The organism is Nocardia sp. JMUB6875 (genome assembly GCF_041154655.1).
In the GTDB taxonomy this organism is placed as follows: domain Bacteria; phylum Actinomycetota; class Actinomycetes; order Mycobacteriales; family Mycobacteriaceae; genus Nocardia.
The window spans coordinates 1-17,413 of sequence record NZ_BAAFGR010000160.1 but is presented as its reverse complement, the minus strand read 5'-3'; the positions used below and the strand labels follow the sequence as shown (position 1 = coordinate 17,413).

At 68.3% G+C, this 17,413-nt stretch carries 16 protein-coding genes; 7 read left to right on the top strand and 9 right to left on the bottom strand.

The annotated features are described in order from the left end of the window. From ACAM49_RS31455 to ACAM49_RS31435, 5 genes are all read right to left on the bottom strand, one after another. On the bottom strand, positions 1-1,950 hold a 1,950-nt coding region (locus tag ACAM49_RS31455), incomplete at its 3' end, for an acyltransferase family protein (protein WP_369639189.1). An 83-nt stretch (positions 1,951-2,033) separates the two neighbouring features. Then, a complete protein-coding gene (locus tag ACAM49_RS31450; RefSeq protein ID WP_369639188.1) occupies positions 2,034-3,326 on the bottom strand; it encodes an SLC13 family permease in 1,293 nt (430 codons plus the stop codon). A gap of 19 nt (positions 3,327-3,345) precedes the next feature. Further along, a complete protein-coding gene (locus ACAM49_RS31445) occupies positions 3,346-3,789 on the bottom strand; it encodes a CBS domain-containing protein (RefSeq protein WP_369639187.1) in 444 nt (147 codons plus the stop codon). Between the two features lie 86 nt (positions 3,790-3,875). Beyond that, entirely contained in the window at positions 3,876-4,658 is a 783-nt protein-coding gene (locus ACAM49_RS31440; RefSeq protein ID WP_369639190.1) for a metallophosphoesterase, read from the bottom strand. A gap of 64 nt (positions 4,659-4,722) precedes the next feature. Further along, the gene (locus tag ACAM49_RS31435; protein WP_369639186.1) at positions 4,723-5,154 is read right to left on the bottom strand and encodes a carboxymuconolactone decarboxylase family protein; all 432 of its coding nucleotides are present in this window, start codon (positions 5,152-5,154) and stop codon (positions 4,723-4,725) included. Between the two features lie 193 nt (positions 5,155-5,347). Here ACAM49_RS31435 and ACAM49_RS31430 point away from each other — a divergent pair, with 193 nt between their 5' ends. Then, the gene (locus ACAM49_RS31430) at positions 5,348-5,527 is read left to right on the top strand and encodes a hypothetical protein (RefSeq protein ID WP_369639185.1); all 180 of its coding nucleotides are present in this window, start codon (positions 5,348-5,350) and stop codon (positions 5,525-5,527) included. Between the two features lie 21 nt (positions 5,528-5,548). On the opposite strand, the gene ACAM49_RS31425 is transcribed toward ACAM49_RS31430, so the two are convergent. Further along, positions 5,549-6,673 carry an acyl-CoA dehydrogenase family protein gene (locus ACAM49_RS31425; protein ID WP_369639184.1) on the bottom strand — a complete coding sequence of 375 codons (1,125 nt, stop codon included), beginning with the start codon at positions 6,671-6,673 and terminating at the stop codon, positions 5,549-5,551. A 2-nt stretch (positions 6,674-6,675) separates the two neighbouring features. Further along, positions 6,676-7,908, bottom strand: coding sequence for an acyl-CoA dehydrogenase family protein (locus ACAM49_RS31420; RefSeq protein WP_369639183.1), 1,233 nt, complete (start codon positions 7,906-7,908; stop codon positions 6,676-6,678). A gap of 173 nt (positions 7,909-8,081) precedes the next feature. On the opposite strand from ACAM49_RS31420, the gene ACAM49_RS31415 reads away from it, so the two are divergent. From ACAM49_RS31415 to ACAM49_RS31405, 3 genes are all read left to right on the top strand, one after another. Then, a complete protein-coding gene (locus tag ACAM49_RS31415) occupies positions 8,082-8,510 on the top strand; it encodes a DUF1707 domain-containing protein (protein WP_369639182.1) in 429 nt (142 codons plus the stop codon). A 49-nt stretch (positions 8,511-8,559) separates the two neighbouring features. Next, entirely contained in the window at positions 8,560-9,030 is a 471-nt protein-coding gene (locus tag ACAM49_RS31410) for a hypothetical protein (RefSeq protein ID WP_369639181.1), read from the top strand. A gap of 74 nt (positions 9,031-9,104) precedes the next feature. Beyond that, entirely contained in the window at positions 9,105-10,091 is a 987-nt protein-coding gene (locus ACAM49_RS31405) for an Rpn family recombination-promoting nuclease/putative transposase (protein WP_369639180.1), read from the top strand. A gap of 99 nt (positions 10,092-10,190) precedes the next feature. Here ACAM49_RS31405 and ACAM49_RS31400 read toward each other — a convergent pair whose 3' ends face one another. After that, positions 10,191-11,132 (bottom strand): MerR family transcriptional regulator, encoded by a 942-nt coding sequence (locus tag ACAM49_RS31400; RefSeq protein WP_369639179.1) that lies wholly within the window; start codon positions 11,130-11,132, stop codon positions 10,191-10,193. 150 nt (positions 11,133-11,282) lie between these two features. Between ACAM49_RS31400 and smc the strand changes: the two genes are divergently transcribed. Both smc and ACAM49_RS31390 read left to right on the top strand, forming a co-directional pair. Beyond that, complete coding sequence (gene smc / locus ACAM49_RS31395; RefSeq protein ID WP_369639178.1) at positions 11,283-14,894, top strand: chromosome segregation protein SMC; 3,612 nt, start codon at positions 11,283-11,285, stop codon at positions 14,892-14,894. A gap of 120 nt (positions 14,895-15,014) precedes the next feature. Then, positions 15,015-15,656, top strand: coding sequence for an HAD family acid phosphatase (locus ACAM49_RS31390; RefSeq protein ID WP_369639177.1), 642 nt, complete (start codon positions 15,015-15,017; stop codon positions 15,654-15,656). A gap of 100 nt (positions 15,657-15,756) precedes the next feature. Here the strand turns inward: ACAM49_RS31390 and ACAM49_RS31385 are convergent, their stop codons facing one another. After that, positions 15,757-16,653: an NmrA family NAD(P)-binding protein gene (locus ACAM49_RS31385; RefSeq protein WP_369639176.1), complete on the bottom strand. Its 897-nt coding sequence runs from the start codon at positions 16,651-16,653 to the stop codon at positions 15,757-15,759. Between the two features lie 119 nt (positions 16,654-16,772). Here ACAM49_RS31385 and ACAM49_RS31380 point away from each other — a divergent pair. After that, positions 16,773-17,413, top strand: a 641-nt coding sequence (locus tag ACAM49_RS31380) for a TetR/AcrR family transcriptional regulator (RefSeq protein WP_369639175.1), incomplete at its 3' end; no start/stop codon positions are given.

Genomic DNA, 17,413 nt, shown 5'->3' with positions numbered 1-17,413 from the left:
GTTCTCGGGGGAGAGGGCGTCGCTGCGCTTGAGGCCGCAGCTGAGGCGGTTGCCGCCGGAGGCGAGGCAGTCGATGGCGCGGTAGCGGATGCCGTTGCGGCGCAGCCAGGGAGTGTCGCGCAGGCCGATGATCTGCAGGCCCTTGTCGGAGAGCGCCGACCAGACGTCCACGTAGTCCTGCGGGGTCTCGTCGCCGCCGCTGTCGCTGGGGCGGGTGGCGGTGGTGAAGACGAAGTCGGGGTGCTCCACGCCGAGCCGTTCGATGACCTCGGCGGACCAGTCCCGGCAGTCCGGATTCTGCTGGCCCTTGTACAGGGGCTCCTCGGCGACGGTGAGCGGGCAGCCCATCTTCAGGTAGACGACGACCCGGAAGTGGTACTGCTCGCCGAGAATCTGCAGGGCCGGAACCCAGTGCTCGGCATGGGAATTGCCGACCACGGCGAGGGTGCGGTGGGCGTCGTGGTCGCCGTAGGTGCAGGTGATGACCGCGCGGGTGTCGAAATCGGAGATGCAGCCGTCGCGGGTCGGGTAGGCGATATCGGCGGGGGCTTCCTCGGTGGTCGGCCGCATGGGAGCGCGCGGGACCAGGGCGTGGTCGGTGAGCGCCGCCGCGCCCGGATACTTCGACGGGTCCAGCTCGCCCACCGCGTGCGCCTTCGCGCCCATGCTCCACTGCCAGGCCAGCGTCGAACCCAGCAGCAGCACACCGACGGTGGAGACCGCCACGCCCGCCAGCAGCCGGGCGCGCGCCGGGGTGGCGGACGGCTTGGAGCGCAGCCGCAGCGGCTCCTCGACCAGGTGGTGGGTCAGGTAGGCCAGCAGCAGCGACACCAGGATGATGCCCAGTCCGCCGATCGCCCCGGCTCGCCGCTGATGCGTTTCGCCCAGGTAGAAGATGAGAATCGGCCAGTGCCACAGGTACAGCGCGTAGGCGAAGCCGCCGAGCTGCACGATCGGGAACGAGGCCAGGCCGCGATTGATCAGCGGCTGGTCGGCGGTGTCGCGGCCCGCGCCCGCGAGAATCAGTGCGACGGTGGCCAATACGGGAATCAGCGCGGCGGGGCCCGGAAAGACCAGCACGCCGTTGACCATCCAGCCGCAGCACGCGATGGCCGCGATTCCGGTCCAGGCGAAGGCTTCACGCACCGGCTTGGGCAGATTGACCAGGGGTGCGGCGATCGCCAGCAGCGCACCCGCGAGCGGTTCCCAGGCGCGGGCGAAGGTGTCGTAGTAGTTCCAGCCCTGCTGGGTCGAAACCCCTTCGGTGGCATAGCAGAACGAGGCCAGCGCCACGATGCCGAAGACCACCGCGAGGGTCACCCGCAACACGCCGTGCTGTCCGAGGCTGCGCAGCACCGGACGCTCCGCGGCCAGTTTCCACGCACCCGCCTTGACCGCCCGCTGCAGCAGCCACGCCACTCCCGCGACCACCAGCAGCAGCGCCAGATACATCTGCCCCTGCACCGACATCGACCACAGGTGCTGCAGCGGGCTCACCGAGGGATCGGCGGCCAGATAGTCCGACCACGACAGCGCCAGGTACCAGTTCTGGTAGTAGAACAGCGAAGCCAGCGTCTGACCCGCTATATCGGACCAGCGGGTGTGGGGGAGCAGCGTCACCGTCGCGACCACCACCGCGGCCAGCACCACGATCATGGCGGGCAGCAGCCGCCGCAGCGTGCGCCGCACGGTGGTCAGCACGCCCACCGGGCCGCCGTCGGCGCGGCGGATGAGCATGCCGGTGAAGAAGAATCCGGACAGCACCAGGAACACGTCCACGCCGCCGGACACCCGCCCGGCCCAGATGTGGAAGGCCACCACCAGGGCGATAGCTATACCGCGCAGTCCGTCCAGATCCAGCCGGTAGGCGCCGGGGATCGAGGGGGCCGCCGGGGCGTCCTGACGGTCGCTGTCCGGTGCGGTCGGCTGATCGGTGCTGGATATGGACATGGCGGCTGCCATTGTCGGTCAGCGGTCCCGAAAATTACGAATCGCCACACAGAAGGTGTCCGTGTTGTGCCTTTTGTCGCTGGTCAGGCGAATATGAAATAGCGCAGCCACAGATACGGAGCTGCCACCACAATCGTGACCGCGGTCACCAGAATGCCCTTCCGGGTGAATTCCCAGAACGAGATCGGATGGTCGGAGCGCTTGGCGATGCCGAGCATCACCACGTTCGCGCTGGCCCCGACTGCTGTGAGGTTGCCACCGAAATCCGCGCCCAATGCCAGCGCCCACCACAGCGCGTCCGCCCGGGCCGGATTGTCGAGATGCTCCACCAGCTCTGCCACCAGTGGGCTCATGGTCGCCACGTACGGGATGTTGTCGATGATGCCCGACAGCACCGCCGACACGACGAGTATCAGCATGGTTGCCACGAGCGCGTTTCCGCCGGTGAGTTCGGTCGCGTATTTCGCCAATCGGCCGATCACACCGGTTTTCACCAGCGCCCCGATCATCACGAACAGACCGGCGAAGAACAGCAGCGTCTCCCATTCCACCGCGGACAGGTAATCGCGTTGCGGCAGACCGGAAATCAGCACCAGCGCGCCCGCGCCGAGCAATGCCACCAGCGACGGTTCGAGGTGGAAAATCGGGTGGCCGAAGAATCCCGCGAAAACGGCCGCGAGCACAATTCCGCACTTGATCAACAGTTTTGGATCCTGAATCGCCTCCCGCTCGTTCAGCTGCATGATGTCGGCGGCGCGCTCGGGATCGACGTCGAAGGAGCCCCGGAACAGTCGCGGCAGCAGCAGCGTGAACACGGCCAGCTCGATCAGCACGATCGGGGTCAGGTTCAGGAAGAAGTCGTTGAACGACAGCCCCGCCCGGCTGCCGATGATGATGTTGGGCGGGTCGCCGATCAGGGTGGCCGCGCCGCCGATATTGGAGGCCAGCACCTCGGCGATGAGGAACGGCAGCGGCGAGATCTCCAGGCGCTCGCACACCAGCATGGTCACCGGGGCGATGAGCAGCACGGTGGTGACATTGTCGAGGAAGCCCGACGCGGTCGCGGTGATGAACACCAGCAGGATCATCACCCGCAGCGCGGAACCCTTGGCGCGCTTGGCCGCCCAGATGGCGACGTATTCGAAGATACCGGTCTGGCGCAGCACGCCGACGATGATCATCATCCCGAGCAGCAGGTAGATGACGTTCCAGTCGACGCCGGTCTCGTGGGAGTAGAAGACGTCGTCGGAGTCCATGATGCCGACGAGGATCACCACGCCCGCACCGACCAGCGCGGCAACGGTTTTGTGCACGCGCTCGGACGCGATGAGGAGGTAGGAGACGGTGAAGACCGCGACGGCGATGGCGACGCTCATGGTCGCCACCCCGGCGGGCTCAGTTCGCGAGCGCTATCTGCAGCAGGCGCGAGGCCGTGATCACGCCCAGCAGCGTGTCGCCGTCCTGCACCGCCACCAGCGGCGACTTGTACTTGGCCATGAGCGCGGCCACCTCGACGAAATTGTCGTCGGCCTTGGCCGCCGGAATCTTGGTGAGCCGCTCCGGAATCACGTCGCGCACCTTCTTCCCCCGCAACCGCTTCACCACCTGCCCGCACATGTTCTCGCTGAGCACCCCCGCCAGCGACGGATCGTCCTGCACGTACTTCGGCACGATGAACAGCACCACCTGCGAGGCGGGCAGCACCGAATGCGGCTTCCCGTTCCCGTCGGTCACCAGGATCCCCGGCAGCCGATGTTCGGCCAGCAACCTCGCCGCGTCGATCGCGTCGGAGTCCAAATCGATCACCGGATATTCCTCGGCCATCTGAGCGGCATGCATACGTGCAGGATACGACCCATAGCCGGGGATTCACGCGCAAAGGATATGTCAAGATCGATTGGTGTTGCGGGACCGAAACCGGTCGATCAGCGGTGGTTGTTCACCAGGGGCAGTTGGTAGATCCGGTAGGCGCTGCGGATGACGGGGTAGGAGACATTGCGGACCTCGACGCCGCCCGGGGTGCGGCCGAATTCGGTGCCGCCGTGGGCGTGTCCGTGAATCGCCAGGGCCGCGCCGCCCGCGTCAACGGCCTCGGCCAGGTCCTGGCAACCCAGGCCCGGATAGATCTTGGGCGGCTCGCCGACCAGGGTGTCCACGACGGGGGCGAAATGCATGAGGGCGATGCGCATGTCGCAGTCGAGGGATTCCAGGGCGGCGCGCAGGCGGAGGGCATCGGCGGGGCCGCGGCGGAAGCGCTGGCGGTGCTCGACGCTGCCCTCGGCGGGATTGCCCGGGTGGCCCGGAAATCCGCCGCTGCCGCCCATGACGCCCGCGATGCCCACGCCGATACCGTTGACGGGCAGGGTGATCGAGGTGCCGTCGAGCATGTGGACGCCGATATCGGTGAGCTGCACCGCGATTCGGAAACCCAGCCGTCGGTCGTGGTCGTGATTGCCGAGGACGGCGACCACCGGGACCGGCAGGTCCGCGATCTCGGCGCACAGGGCGTCGGTGTCGCGCAGGGTGCCGCCATTGGTGAGATCGCCCGCCAGCAGCAGGATGTCGGCGTGCGCGCCGAGGTCGAGCAGCGCGGGGCGGAAACGCCCGCGCATGCTCTCCCGCATGTGCAGATCGCCCACGGCGGCGATCCGCACCTGTCCGGTCTCGTCCTCGGCTCGGCCGGATTCGCCTGCGCTGCGGCTGCCCATACCGACAATCAGCCACAGGCCGCGCGGGCCTGTCAACGACATTCCCGCGCGCGGCCTGGCGCGGCTAGGGCTCGAGCGGCTCCAGCCGCATCGGCACACCGATCCGATTCCACAGGTTGATCTGCGCGGTCACCGCGACCAGTCCGGCGCGCTGCCCCTCGTCGAAGTGCTTCTCCACCCCGGCCCAGATCTCGTCGCTCACCCCGTGCGGGCCGAGTTCGGTTGCGGCCTCGGCGTATTCCAGGGCGGCCCGCTCGGCGTCGGTGAACAGCGCCGACTCCCGCCAGGCGTTGAGGTGCCACAGGCGGCGCTCGGTCTCGCCCTCCTTGCGGGCCTCGGTGGCATGCATGTCGATGCAGAACAGGCAGCCGTTGATCTGGGAGACCCGGATCTTCACCAGTTCCCGCACGGTGGCGTCGAGCGGCCCGCGCCGAATGGCGATCTCGGCGGCGACCCACGCCTGGTAGATCTCGGGGGCAACCTCGCTCAGGTTCATTCGCGACATGGTGTCGTCCTCTCGTCCGGTTCGAATGCACCCCTTGGACGAGACAGCCGCCGCGGACGTGACGGCACCGCGGCTATGAGCCCGGTCACACCGATCGACCGGTCGCGTCCGGCGAGGTGTTTGCCGCAAGAGCCGTGTTTGCCGTAATTGTGCGAAATGCCGCGAGGCAGACAATAATCCGCACGTGGGAACCGTTCTGCTGATCGCGCTGGGTGTGTTGTGCTTCGTCACCGGACCCGCATTGGCGCTGGTAATCGTGCTCGCCGTCCGTGGTTCGGCGCGCGGGGCAGCTGCCGCGCGACAGCCGGGGGTGCGCGATGCCGAACGGATACCCGTCAGCGGAGGTTACGGACAGCGCCGGTAATCCCGGCGCTGTCCGCGAACGCTACGGCCGCGTCAACGCGGCGTAGCGGGCGATGTGCTGATCGGTGGTGCCGAACTCGTACTGGACCGCGGTGAGCCGCTTGAAGAAATGCCCGATGGCCAGCTCCTCGGTCATGCCCATGGCCCCGTGCAACTGCACCGACTCCTGGCCGATGCGACGCGCGGCGCGGCCGATGGTGGCCTTGGCCGCCGACGCGGCGCGGGCCCGCTCGGGGGCGGGGGCGTCCAGCTTGAGCGTCACCAGATAGGTTGCGGCCACGGCCTGTTCGAGCTCGAGCAGCATGTCGACCATGCGATGCTGCAGCGCCTGGAAGCTGGCGATCGGAACGCCGAACTGCTGGCGCTGCTTGGTGTAGGCCACGGTGTCGGCGACCACCTTGCGCATGGCTCCGACGGTTTCCGCGCAGACCGCCGCGATGGCCTCGTCGAGGGTGGCGGCGATGGCCGCGCCCGCCTGCGCGAGCAGCAGGGCATCGGCGGGCACGCGCAGATTCTCGAAGCTCAGGTCGGCGGCCTGGCGCTCGTCGATGGTGCGGTAGGAGCGCGCGGTGAGACCGGCGGGCGGGTTGGCGGGGTCGAAATCCACCACGAACAAGGCGATATCGCCCGCCACGGCCGCGGTCACCAGCAGATGGGTGGCCAGCGGGGCGGAGGTGACGACGGTCTTCTCGCCGGTGAGCAGCCAGTCGTCGCCGTCGCGGACCGCGGTCGTGGCGACATTGGTGTAGTCGTAGCCGGATTGCGGTTCCAGCGCGGCGAATCCGGTGACGACCTCACCGGCGGCGATGCCCGACAGCAGGTCCTCGGCCCGCTTGCCGGTGCTGCGGCGCAGCAGGCCGCCGCCGACCACCACGGTGTCCACATACGGTTCCAGCACCAGGGCCGCGCCCAGCGCCTCGGCGATGACCATGGTCTCGACCGGGCCGCCCCCGATGCCGCCCACCGATTCCGGCAGGCTCGCGCCGAGAATCCCGACCTCCTCGGCCAATCCGCGCCAGATCTCGGGCTGCCATCCGGCCCCGGTGCGGGCCGCGGCCCGGCTGGGTTCGAGAGGGTAACGCGCCGCGAGGAATTCGGTGACGGTGTCGCGGAGCAGCTCCTGCTCGGCGGTGAAAGAGAAGTCCATGGCTACAGTCCCAGGGTGGCTTTGGCGATGATATTGCGCTGAATCTCGTTGCTACCGGCGTAGATCGAGCCGGCGCGGTCGTTGAAGTACCGCAGCGGGGCGACCGCCTGCCACTCCTCGCCGGCGACGAAACCGTCCGCGGGCGGGGTGAAGTCGGCGACGGCGGCGCCCGGCATGGTGGCGTGCGGCTGATACGCGCGACCGCGCGGACCGGCGGCCTCCAGGGCCAGTTCGGTGAGCGCCTGGCTCAGCTCGGTGCCCAGGATCTTGATGGTGGAGGCGGCCGGGCCCGGATCCTTGCCGCTGGAAACCAGTGCGAGCGTGCGGTATTCGAGGATCTCCAGCACATCGGCGCGCAGCCGGGCGTCGGCCAGCTTGTGCGCGAAGGCCGGATCGTCGATGAGCGCGCCGCCGTTCGGGCCGGGCTGATCCTTGGCGGCCTGCGCCAGCTCCTCGGCCATCACCTGCAGCGCCGGGGCCGCCGCGCCGCCGCCGCGCTCGAAGTTGAGCAGGTACTTGGCCACGGTCCAGCCGTCGTCGATCTGGCCCAGGACATTGGCCTTCGGCACCCGGACCTGGTCGAAGAAGACCTGGTTCTGCACCTGCTCGCCGGACGTCATGACCAGCGGCCGGATCTCGATGCCCGGGGTGCGCATGTCCATGAGCAGGAAGGTGATGCCCTGCTGCTTCTTGGCCTGCTTGGAGGTGCGGACCAGGGCGAAGATCCAGTTGGCCTCGGTGGCGTGGGTGGTCCAGATCTTGGAGCCGGTGACCACGAAATCCTCGCCGTCGGCGACCGCGGCCATGGACAGCGACGCCAGATCCGAACCGGCCTCGGGCTCGGAGTAGCCCTGGCAGAAGAAGACCTCGCCGGTGAGGATGCGGGGCAGGAAGAAGTCCTTCTGCTCGCGGGTGCCGAAGGCCATGATGGCGTGCGAGACCATGCGAATCCCCATGGGGGACAGGTTCGGTGCGCCGGCCAGGGTGCATTCGCGGCCGAAGATGTAGTGCTGGGTGAGGCTCCAGTCGCAGCCGCCGTACTTCACCGGCCACGCCGGGGCGGCCCAGCCCTTCTCGTGCAGGATGGCCTGCCACTTCATGCTGGCTTCGTGATCCGGATAGACGCTGGTCGCCAGCCGTCCGGCACGGCGAAGATCGTCGGTTAACTTTTCGTCGAGGAAGCTGCGCACTTCATCACGAAACGCCAGATCGGCAGGCGACCAGTCGAGGTCCACGATGACTCCTTGTCCGAGAACTGGCACTAACGATCGCATCACATCACCCCTGCTGGCAAATGTGCTGGCACCCGCCCTCACTTCAATTGCTTGACATTCCACAATGGAGGTTTATCCTTGGTTCTACGTTCCACAATGGAATATCAGCCACCGCCAGCCCGTTAGGTATCGACATGGACATCACCACCGGCACCCGCGCCTCCGACACCGAGCGCGCCCACATCGCCGACCTGCTGGGCCGCCACCTCACCGAAGGCCGCCTCGACCTGGCCGAATACAACGACCGCCTGACCCAGGTCTACGCGACGACCACCCGCGAGGACCTCCAGCTGGTCCTGCAAGACCTCCCCAAACTCTCGAAGACCGCTGCGCCCCAATCCGTCTCGCGCACCCGCTTCCCCATCTGGCAGCAGATCGAAGGCAGCGCCTGGCTAGGCGTCAGCCTCCTCGTCCTCTTCATCTGGGCCGCGATCTCCGTGGCCGCAGGCGAATTCACCTACCCCTGGCCCATCTGGGTAATCGGCCCCTGGGGCGCGGTCCTGGTCTTCCGCGTCCTCATGGGCTGGGAATCCTCGGCCTGGAACCGCTCCCGCACCCGCTGAGCCCGGCGGCCACCCCGGCCGCCCCGCTCAAAACCCGTGGAGGTGGGCCATGCCCACATACACAGCCCTCCTGACCCTGCACATCCTCGTCGGCACCCTCGGCCTCCTCCTGGGCCCGATAGTCGCCTGGACCGACCTCGAGTCCCCGCCCCACCCGTCGTTCAACTGGTGGTCCTGGTATCTGAAAACCGTTGCCGCCATCTGCATCACAGCCACCGTCATGGTCCTCTGGCACCGCCCCGACCTCTGGTGGCTCATCCCCATCTCAGCCCTCACCTACGCCCTGGCCGACCTGGGCCACCGCTCCCGCCACCGCCCAGGCACCTGGACCCACGCCTACGTCCACGGCCTGGGCGGCTCCTACACAGCCCTCTGGACAGCCACCCTCGTCGTAGCCTTCACCCTCAACGGCCCCCTATACGGTCCCTCGGAGCTCATAGCCTGGCTCGGCCCAACTCTTTTCGCCCTCCCGCTCCTCGAAATCTGGCGACGCCACCTCCCTGCACCGATCCCAGCCTGACCTGGCCGCGTGTCGAATGGCGAGCCTCTCCGAAACCGCCGCGGGAGCGCAGCTTCGGCGTAGGTTGCCCGAACATGGCTGACGAGCCGAACAACGCACACGACTCCTACTTCCGCCATGTCCTGGAGAAGCCTGAAAATGCTGCCGGACAGCTGCAGGCAGTGATGTCGTCAGCCCTGGTTGCGCGCGTGGACTGGGAAACGCTCCAGCTAGAGCAATGCAACTTCGTCTCGTCAGAGTTGCGCTCGCGCATCGGCGATCTGCTGTTCCGTGCCCGCATCGACGGCCACGAGGCATTCATCTACGTGATGATCGAACATCAGAGCCAGCCCCATCCGCTGATGGCCTTCCGGATGCTGGAGTACATGGTTCAGATCTGGAACCGCTACATCAGCAAACACCCAAAGACCAACACCCTGCCCGCGGTGTTCCCCTTGGTCGTCTATGTCAGCCCCGACGGCCGTCGCTGGAACAGACCGACGCAGCTTGCGGATCTGATCGACGTCGATCCCGCCACCCGCGCCGCGCTCGGGGACCATCTGCCCAGCCTGCGCTTCCTCCTCGATGACCTCACCACGGCCGATGTGCCTACGCTGCGCGCACGAAACCTGTCTCCAGAGGCATTCATGATGCTTGTGCTCCTGGCGATCGCCCCTGGGAATATGCATCTGATCGAGGACTTGAAGCCGCTGGACAAGGACATCGAGGCCGTCTGGTCCGGGCCAAGCGGCAAGGCCGAGCTTCAGTGCATGGCGAGGTACATTTTTAAGGTCAGCGAAACCAGCGAGTACGACCTGGTCCCTCTGATCGAACATCTCGGTCCCGAAGCGAGGGAGATCATCATGACAACTGCGGATCGCCTCCATGCGGAGGGCGAAGCACGGGCGGAAGCGCGGGCGGTGGCGACGTGGGCTGACGCCCTGCTCGAGTTGCTGTCTCAAAAATTCGGCGCGCCGACTGCGCAGGCGATAGCCACCGTCCGCGGCGCGGATCTGGACCGGCTGCGGGTTTGGACTACTCGTGTGATGGGTGCGGACACCCTCGACGAGGTCTTTCAGTAATGGCAATGCCCGGCAGCCCTCACGGCGGTCGCAATGCGCTGAGCCTCGCGTCAACGAAGCGCAGCGCAGTTCTCTTGCCTCCGTGTCTTGTTCGCCGGACTATCCGCGACGGAGATTGTTGCTGAGTGCGGCCGCGAACCAGTCGAAGGTCGTACCGAGGTCGGGGAGCGCGGGCCAGCCGTTGATGGTGGCCACCAGCTGCCAATAGCGTTCCACGCGACGGTCGTTGGCGATCTCGAGCCGCTCCAGAATCCACTCGCGGAGTGCGCGATCATCGGGTTTGCCGAAGGTGTTGGAGTAGCGGGCGGTCAATCCGTCGATGATCGCCGCCGCTTCGGGGCTGCCAGGGGTGATGTCCTCGGCGAGGGCGCGGCCCACCTGGTCACGGACGGCTTCGGTGAGGTCGTGGTGGAGGCCGGTGTCGTCGCCGGCGGCGCGTTCCTTGGCTTGGTATTCGGCCATGCGGCGGATGGCGGTGCGGAAGTCGTTGTCTTGCACCAGTTCCACCAAATCCATCCAGGCGCCGACCTGTTCCGGGGTTGGGTCGTCGGGGAGTTCGGGCATGGTGGTGCGGAGGAGTTCGACTACGGCGGGGTTGCCGTCGAAGGCGCCGAAGGTGTTGTCGATGAAGTCGTGGATGATGCGGTCGCGTTCGGCTTCGGATAGCTGGACCAGCTTGTTCATGAATCCCATCTCCGTTTCGGATGCTTCCCGTTTGGCTACCGCTCGCAGGACCGCGCGGCGGAGGCGTAGGACGCGGATTTGGACGTCCACCGCTTCGGCGTGGGCCGCGGCGACCTCGGTGAGGGAGGTTTCGCGGGACAGGACGCGGCGCACGGTGGCCAGGTCCATGCCGAGTTCGCGCAGGGTGCGGACCAATTCGAAGCGTGCGACGGCCTCGAGGTCGTAGAGGCGGTAGCCGCCGGGGCTGAGCATGGTCGGCGGAACGATGCCCTTGTCGGAGTAGAACCGAATGGTCTTGACCGTCAGGCCCGTCCGCTCGGCCAGCGCTCCGATCGTGTACAGCGTTTCGTCGTCCATGCGTCCAACCTTCGTGCTTCCCCTTGGCGGAGACTCGAGTCTTTTCTGTCCGGAATTGCGATGTGGCTGGTGGGGCGGGGAATGACGTGATCGGACGCGAAGTTCGGCATACTCGGGGCAATCGTGGGGGAGCGGGTAGTCTGGGCCGCTGTGCACCTGAAGAGTCTGACGCTGAAGGGGTTCAAGTCCTTCGCGTCCGCGACGACGTTGCGGTTCGAACCCGGGATCACGTGTGTGGTCGGGCCCAATGGGTCGGGGAAGAGCAATGTCGTCGATGCGCTCACCTGGGTGATGGGTGAGCAGGGCGCGAAGGCGCTGCGGGGCGGGAAGATGCAGGACGTCATCTTCGCCGGGACCGCGGGCCGCGCGCCGCTCGGTCGTGCCGAGGTCACGCTGACCATCGACAATTCCGACGGGGTGCTGCCCATCGAGTACTCGGAAGTGTCGATCACGCGCCGCATGTTCCGCGACGGCGCGGGCGAGTACGAGATCAATGGGAACGCCTGCCGGCTCATGGATGTGCAGGAGCTGCTGAGCGACTCGGGTATCGGCCGCGAGATGCACGTCATCGTGGGTCAGGGCCAGCTGTCGGCGATTCTGGAGTCGCGGCCGGAGGATCGACGCGCCTTCATCGAGGAGGCCGCGGGCGTGCTCAAGCACCGCCGGCGCAAGGAGAAGGCCGTCCGGAAGCTGGACGCCATGCAGGCGAATCTGGCTCGCCTCACCGACCTCACCACCGAATTGCGCAGGCAGTTGAAGCCGTTGGGCCGCCAGGCCGAGGTGGCGCGCCGGGCTGCGACCGTCCAGTCCGAATTGCGTGATTCCCGATTGCGCCTGGCCGCCGACGATCTGGTGACGCGCCGCCGCGAACTGGAGAGCCAGCAGAGCAAGGAGGCCTACGCCCGCGAGCAGCAGGTCAACGTCCAGGCCGAGCTGGACGCCGCGAATGCCGCGCTCGCGCAGCAGGAATTCGAGCTGTCGAAGCTCACGCCCAGCGCCGAGGCCGCCGCCCAGACCTGGTTCCAGCTGTCCGCTTTGACCGAACGTGTCAATGCCACTATCCGCATTGCGCGAGACCGCGCGCGCAACCTCACCATCGAGCAACCCGTCGGCGCCGGCCGCGATCCCGAACAGCTGGAGCGCGAGGCCGATCGCGTCGAGGCCGAAGAGGCCGAACTGCGCGAAGCGGTCGAAATGGCCACGGAGACCCTGGAAGCCGCCCGCGAACAACTCCACGAACGCGAACAGGCCGCCAAGGCCGCCGAACAGGCCCACCTCGCCGCCGTCCGCGCCATCGCCGACCGCCGCGAGGGCCTGGCCCGCCTGTCCGGCCAGGTCGACACCCTGCGCTCGCGCGCCCAATCCGTGGACGGCGAGATCACCCGCATGTCCGCGGGCATCGCCGAGGCCCGCCGCCGCGGCGAGGAGGCCAACGCCGAATTCGAGGCCGTGCAGGCCGAACTCAGCGAACTCGACGCGGGCGAGGAGGGCCTCGACACCGCCTACGAGCACGCGGCCCAGGCCCTCGCGCTGGCCGATCAGCGCGTCACCGAACTGCGCGAGAAGGACCGCGAGGCGGGTAAACGCGTCGCCTCCCTCACCGCCCGCATCGAAGCGCTGACCATGGGCCTGCGCCGCAAGGACGGCGCGGCCTGGCTGCTCGAAAACCGCACCGACGGCCTGCTCGGCCCGCTGTCCGGATTGATCCGTGTCCATGGCGGATTCGAGGCCGCGGTCGCCGCCGCCCTCGGCCCGCTCGCCGACGCCGTCGCCGCCGACACCGGGCCCTCTGCCCACGCCGCCGTCCGCGCCCTCAAGGAATCCGACGGCGGCCGCGCCGCCCTGGTCTTCGCCGGTGCCTCGGACGCCGCTGCGGGCCAGCCGGATTCACGACTACCGGGCACCGCCCGCTGGCTGTCGGAAGTGGTGGACTGCCCCGCGAACCTGCGCGGCGCCATCGCCGCGCTGACCGCCGGAATCGCCGTCGCCGACGATCTCGCCACCGCGGCCCAGGTCATCGCCGCCCGCCCCGAACTGCGGGTCGTCACCCGCGAGGGCGACCTGACCGGCTCCGGCTGGGTGCTCGGCGGCTCCGACCGCGCCCCCAGCCAGCTCGAGGTGCAGGCCGAGATCGATTCCGCCAAGGACGAATTGACCTCCTGGCAGCGCCAAGCCGAGGAACTCGAGGCCGCCCTGTCCGGCGCGCTCGCCGAGCAGACCGACCGCAAGGAAGCCGTCGACCACGCCCTGCTCGCCCTGCACGAATCCGATCAGGCCCTGGTCGCCATCTACGACCGCCTCGGCCGCCTCGGACAGGCGGCCCGCAGCGCCGCAAAGGAATCCGACCGCCTGCTGGCCCAGCGCGCCGACGCCGAAACCGGTCGCGAGGAAACCCTCGCCAAGTTGGCCGAACTCGAGGAACGGCTGCGCCACGCCGAATCCGAACAGGACGGCATGGACCCCGAGGCCGCCGGCACCGAGACCGCCGGTTACGCCCGCGAGGAGGCCGCCGCCGCCCTCGCCGAGGCCCGCTCCATGGAGGTCGAGGCCCGCCTGGCCGTCCGCACCGCCGAGGAACGCGCCGAATCCGTACGCGGCAAGGCGGATTCGCTGCGCCGCGCCGCCCGCGCCGAACGCGAGAACCGCCAACGCGCCGAACGCGCCCAGGCCGCCCGCCGCCAGGCCGCCGCCGTGGCCGCGGTGGTCGCCGAGTCGGCGGAGAAGGTGGCCGCCGAACTCGAGCAGGTCGTCGCCCAAGCCGGTGTCCGCCGCGACGAATTGGTCCGCCGCCGCACCGAATTCGCGGCCCAGGTGGAGCAGACCAAGGAGCGTTCGCGCACCCTCGCCACCCAGCTGGCCCAGCTCACCGACGCCGTGCACCGTGACGAGGTGGCCCGTGCCCAGGCCGCCCTGCGCATCGAGCAGGTCGAGACGAATATCGCCGAACAGTTCGGCCTTTCGCTCGAGGACCTCATCGCCGAATACGGCCCGGACGTCCCCATGCCGCCCACCGCGCTGGAGATGATGGAGTACGAGCAGGCCCGCGAGCGCGGCGAGGACGTCAGCGAACCGCAGCCCATGCCGTATGACCGCGCCACCCAGGAGCGCCGGGCCAAGCGCGCCGAGAAGGACCTCACCACCCTCGGCAAGGTGAATCCGCTTGCGCTGGAGGAGTTCGCGGCGCTGGAGGAGCGCTACACCTTCCTCAACACCCAGCTCGAGGACGTCAAGAAGGCCCGCCAGGACCTGATGGACGTCGTCGCCGAGGTGGACGAGCGCATCCTGCAGGTCTTCACCGAGGCCTACGAGGATGTCGAGCGCGAGTTCACCGGCGTCTTCGGCCGCCTGTTCCCCGGTGGTGAGGGTCGCCTGCTGCTCACCAATCCGGCCGACATGCTCACCACCGGCGTCGAGGTCGAGGCCCGCCCGCCGGGCAAGAAGGTCAAGCGGCTCTCGCTGCTCTCCGGCGGTGAGAAGTCCCTGGCGGCAGTCGCTTTCCTGGTGTCGATCTTCCGCGCCCGCCCCTCCCCGTTCTATGTCATGGACGAGGTCGAAGCGGCGCTGGACGACACCAACCTGCGCCGCCTCATCGGCCTGTTCGAGCAGCTGCGCGAGAAGAGCCAGCTGATCGTCATCACCCACCAGAAGCCGACCATGGAGATCGCCGACGCGCTCTACGGCGTCAGCATGCGCGGTGACGGCATCACCCAGGTCATCTCGCAGCGCATGCGCGGGGAGCAACTGGTCGGCGCGACATCGTGACGGGGACTCTCGCATTCGTTTGTGAGAGTTGCCCCCCGTATCCCGCTGAGCGGGAATTCTGGTGCGGGCCAAAGTGAAACGCCTGCGCGTCGCACGGGGTCGGCGCTAACGTCCGGCCCCATGAGACGCTCCCTCGCCGTAGTGGCCGCCGGACTCGCCGTCGGCCTCGTCGCCCCGCTCCCCGTCGCCCTCGCCGATTCCGGATCCTCCGGCTCGGCCTCGGGGTCCGGCACCGGATCCCTGTCCGGCTCGGGCGGCAGCGGCAATCTGCCGCCGGAAAGCCAGTGGATCGCCGACGTCACCGCCGTCGCGAACGAAGCCCAGACCTACCTGACCACCGCGCTGCCGGGTGCGGTGAAGCCCGCGATCGTCTTCGACGTCGACAACACCGTGCTCGAGACCAGCTACCACCCCGGCCCGATCACCCCCGCCATCCCGCCCATCCTGAAGCTGGCGCAGTGGGCGAAAAGCCAAGGTGCGGCGATCATCTTCGTGACCGGGCGGCCGTCGCTGATGAACTTCTACACCCAGATCAACCTGAGCTCGGTCGGCTACTCCGTCGACGGGCTCTACGGCGGCGGACTGACCACCGGCTCCAGCGGCGCGGCCGCGCTCGCCGAGTACAAGACGGCCACTCGCGCCGCGATCGAGGGGCAGGGGTACACGATCGTCGCCAATATCGGCAACAGCGCCTCCGACCTGTCGGGCGGCCACGCGCAGAAGACCTTCAAGCTGCCGGATTACGACGGCGCACTGGCCTGATCGGCCGAATCCACCGACCGGTAGGTCGATTCCGGCGACCCGGGGCGAGGAGACCGCGCGCCTCCTCGCCCCGGGTCGCGCCCGGCCGGACTTCCGGAGCTCACCCGTTCAGCAGCGACTTCAACCGCGCCGCACCGGTTTCGGCGAGCCACGCCTCGAGTGTCCGCAGGCCGGGATGGATTTCGCGGAGCGCCGGGATGTCGGCGTGCCAGTGCTGGCCCTCTCGCGCCAGCCGCCAGACCGCCGCCACCTCCGGGCCGAGTGCCTCGGCCTCCGACTCCGGAGCCTCCTCGTAGCGCACCGGCTGCCCGATCGCCGCGCCGACCACCGCCGCGGCCTCCGGCATCAGACGGGCGTCACCGGCCAATTCCAGGATCTGCCCGTGGAATCGGGCCGGATCGTCGAAGGCCAGCTGCGCGAACACCGCGACATCGTCGACCGCGATGGCCTGGATCGGCTGATCGGCGGGGAACAGATGGCGGTGCACGCCGTTGTCGATGCCGTCGAACGGGAAGTTCTGGATGAGGTAGTTCTCGAAGAACCGGACCGGTCGCAGAATCGTCCAGTGCAGGCCGCTCTCGCGCAGCACCGCCTCCACCTGTCGCTTGCCCTGCGCACCCCATTTGCCGTCGTCGGTCAGCGAGGCGACGGTGGTGAAGACGATGAACTCCACCCCCGCGGCCTGCGCGGCCTCGATGAACCGGGTTCCGCGCTCGACCTCCAATTCGACGTCCCAGCCCGTCGGCCCGTATGCCGCGGGCGGCACCAGAAACGCCGAACCCACGCCCGCCAAGACATCGGTCAGGCTGCCGGGATCGTCGAAATCCCCGACAGCCAACTCCGCACCGGCCGCGGCAAGCTCCTGCGCCGCAGCCGATTCCGGGTCACGCACCAGCACCCGCACCCGCCGCCCGACCTCCAGCAGCCGCCGCACGGTAGCGCCGCCCTGCTTACCGGTCGCCCCGGTCACCAGGATCAGATCATCACGAGCAGTCACATCACGAGAAGACATTGTCGCCTGTCCGTTCGGTAGTATTCGGGTCGGTCGACCCGTATCCGAAAGCTAGATCCACCCGTTTCCGGTTGGCCACCACCGGAAAGGACCCGCGTAACGAAATGTCCGCCCCCACCCTGTCCCGTCCGACTCCGAACTCGCGTGCCGACGCGCGCCGCAATCGTGCGCTGGTACTGGCCGCCGCGCAGCGGGCGCTCGCCGAGGACGGCGTCTCGGTCTCGCTGGCCCAGATCGCGCGCCGCGCCGGGGTCGGCGCGGGGACCGTCTATCGGCACTTCCCGACGAAAACCGCGCTGCTGGAAGCGGTTATGCAGCAGCGCATCGATCGGCTCACCGGGCTGGCGCATCGGCTGCGTGACGCTCCCGACGCCGGTTCGGCGTTCTTCTCGTTCTGCACCGAGGTGATCACGTCCTCGCACCGCAATCAGGCGGTGTGCGACATGGTCAGCAATGACGGCTGGCCGCGCGAACTGGTCGCCGACGCCGGGGTGCGCTTCCACACCGCCCTCGGCGACCTGCTCATCGCCGCCCAGCGCCAGGGTGCGGTCCGTGCCGATCTCACCGTGCCCGATGTCCTGGCCCTCTACACGGGATGCGTTGCCATCCAACGCCTCAGCCCCGACCTGGAACTGTCCCGCCCCGCCGCCATGGTCCTCGACTCCATGCGGGCGCTCCCTTCCACGGACCCCGTAACGAAACGTCGAAACCCGGCCCCTGTCCGAGACGAAACCCTCCCGCGTAA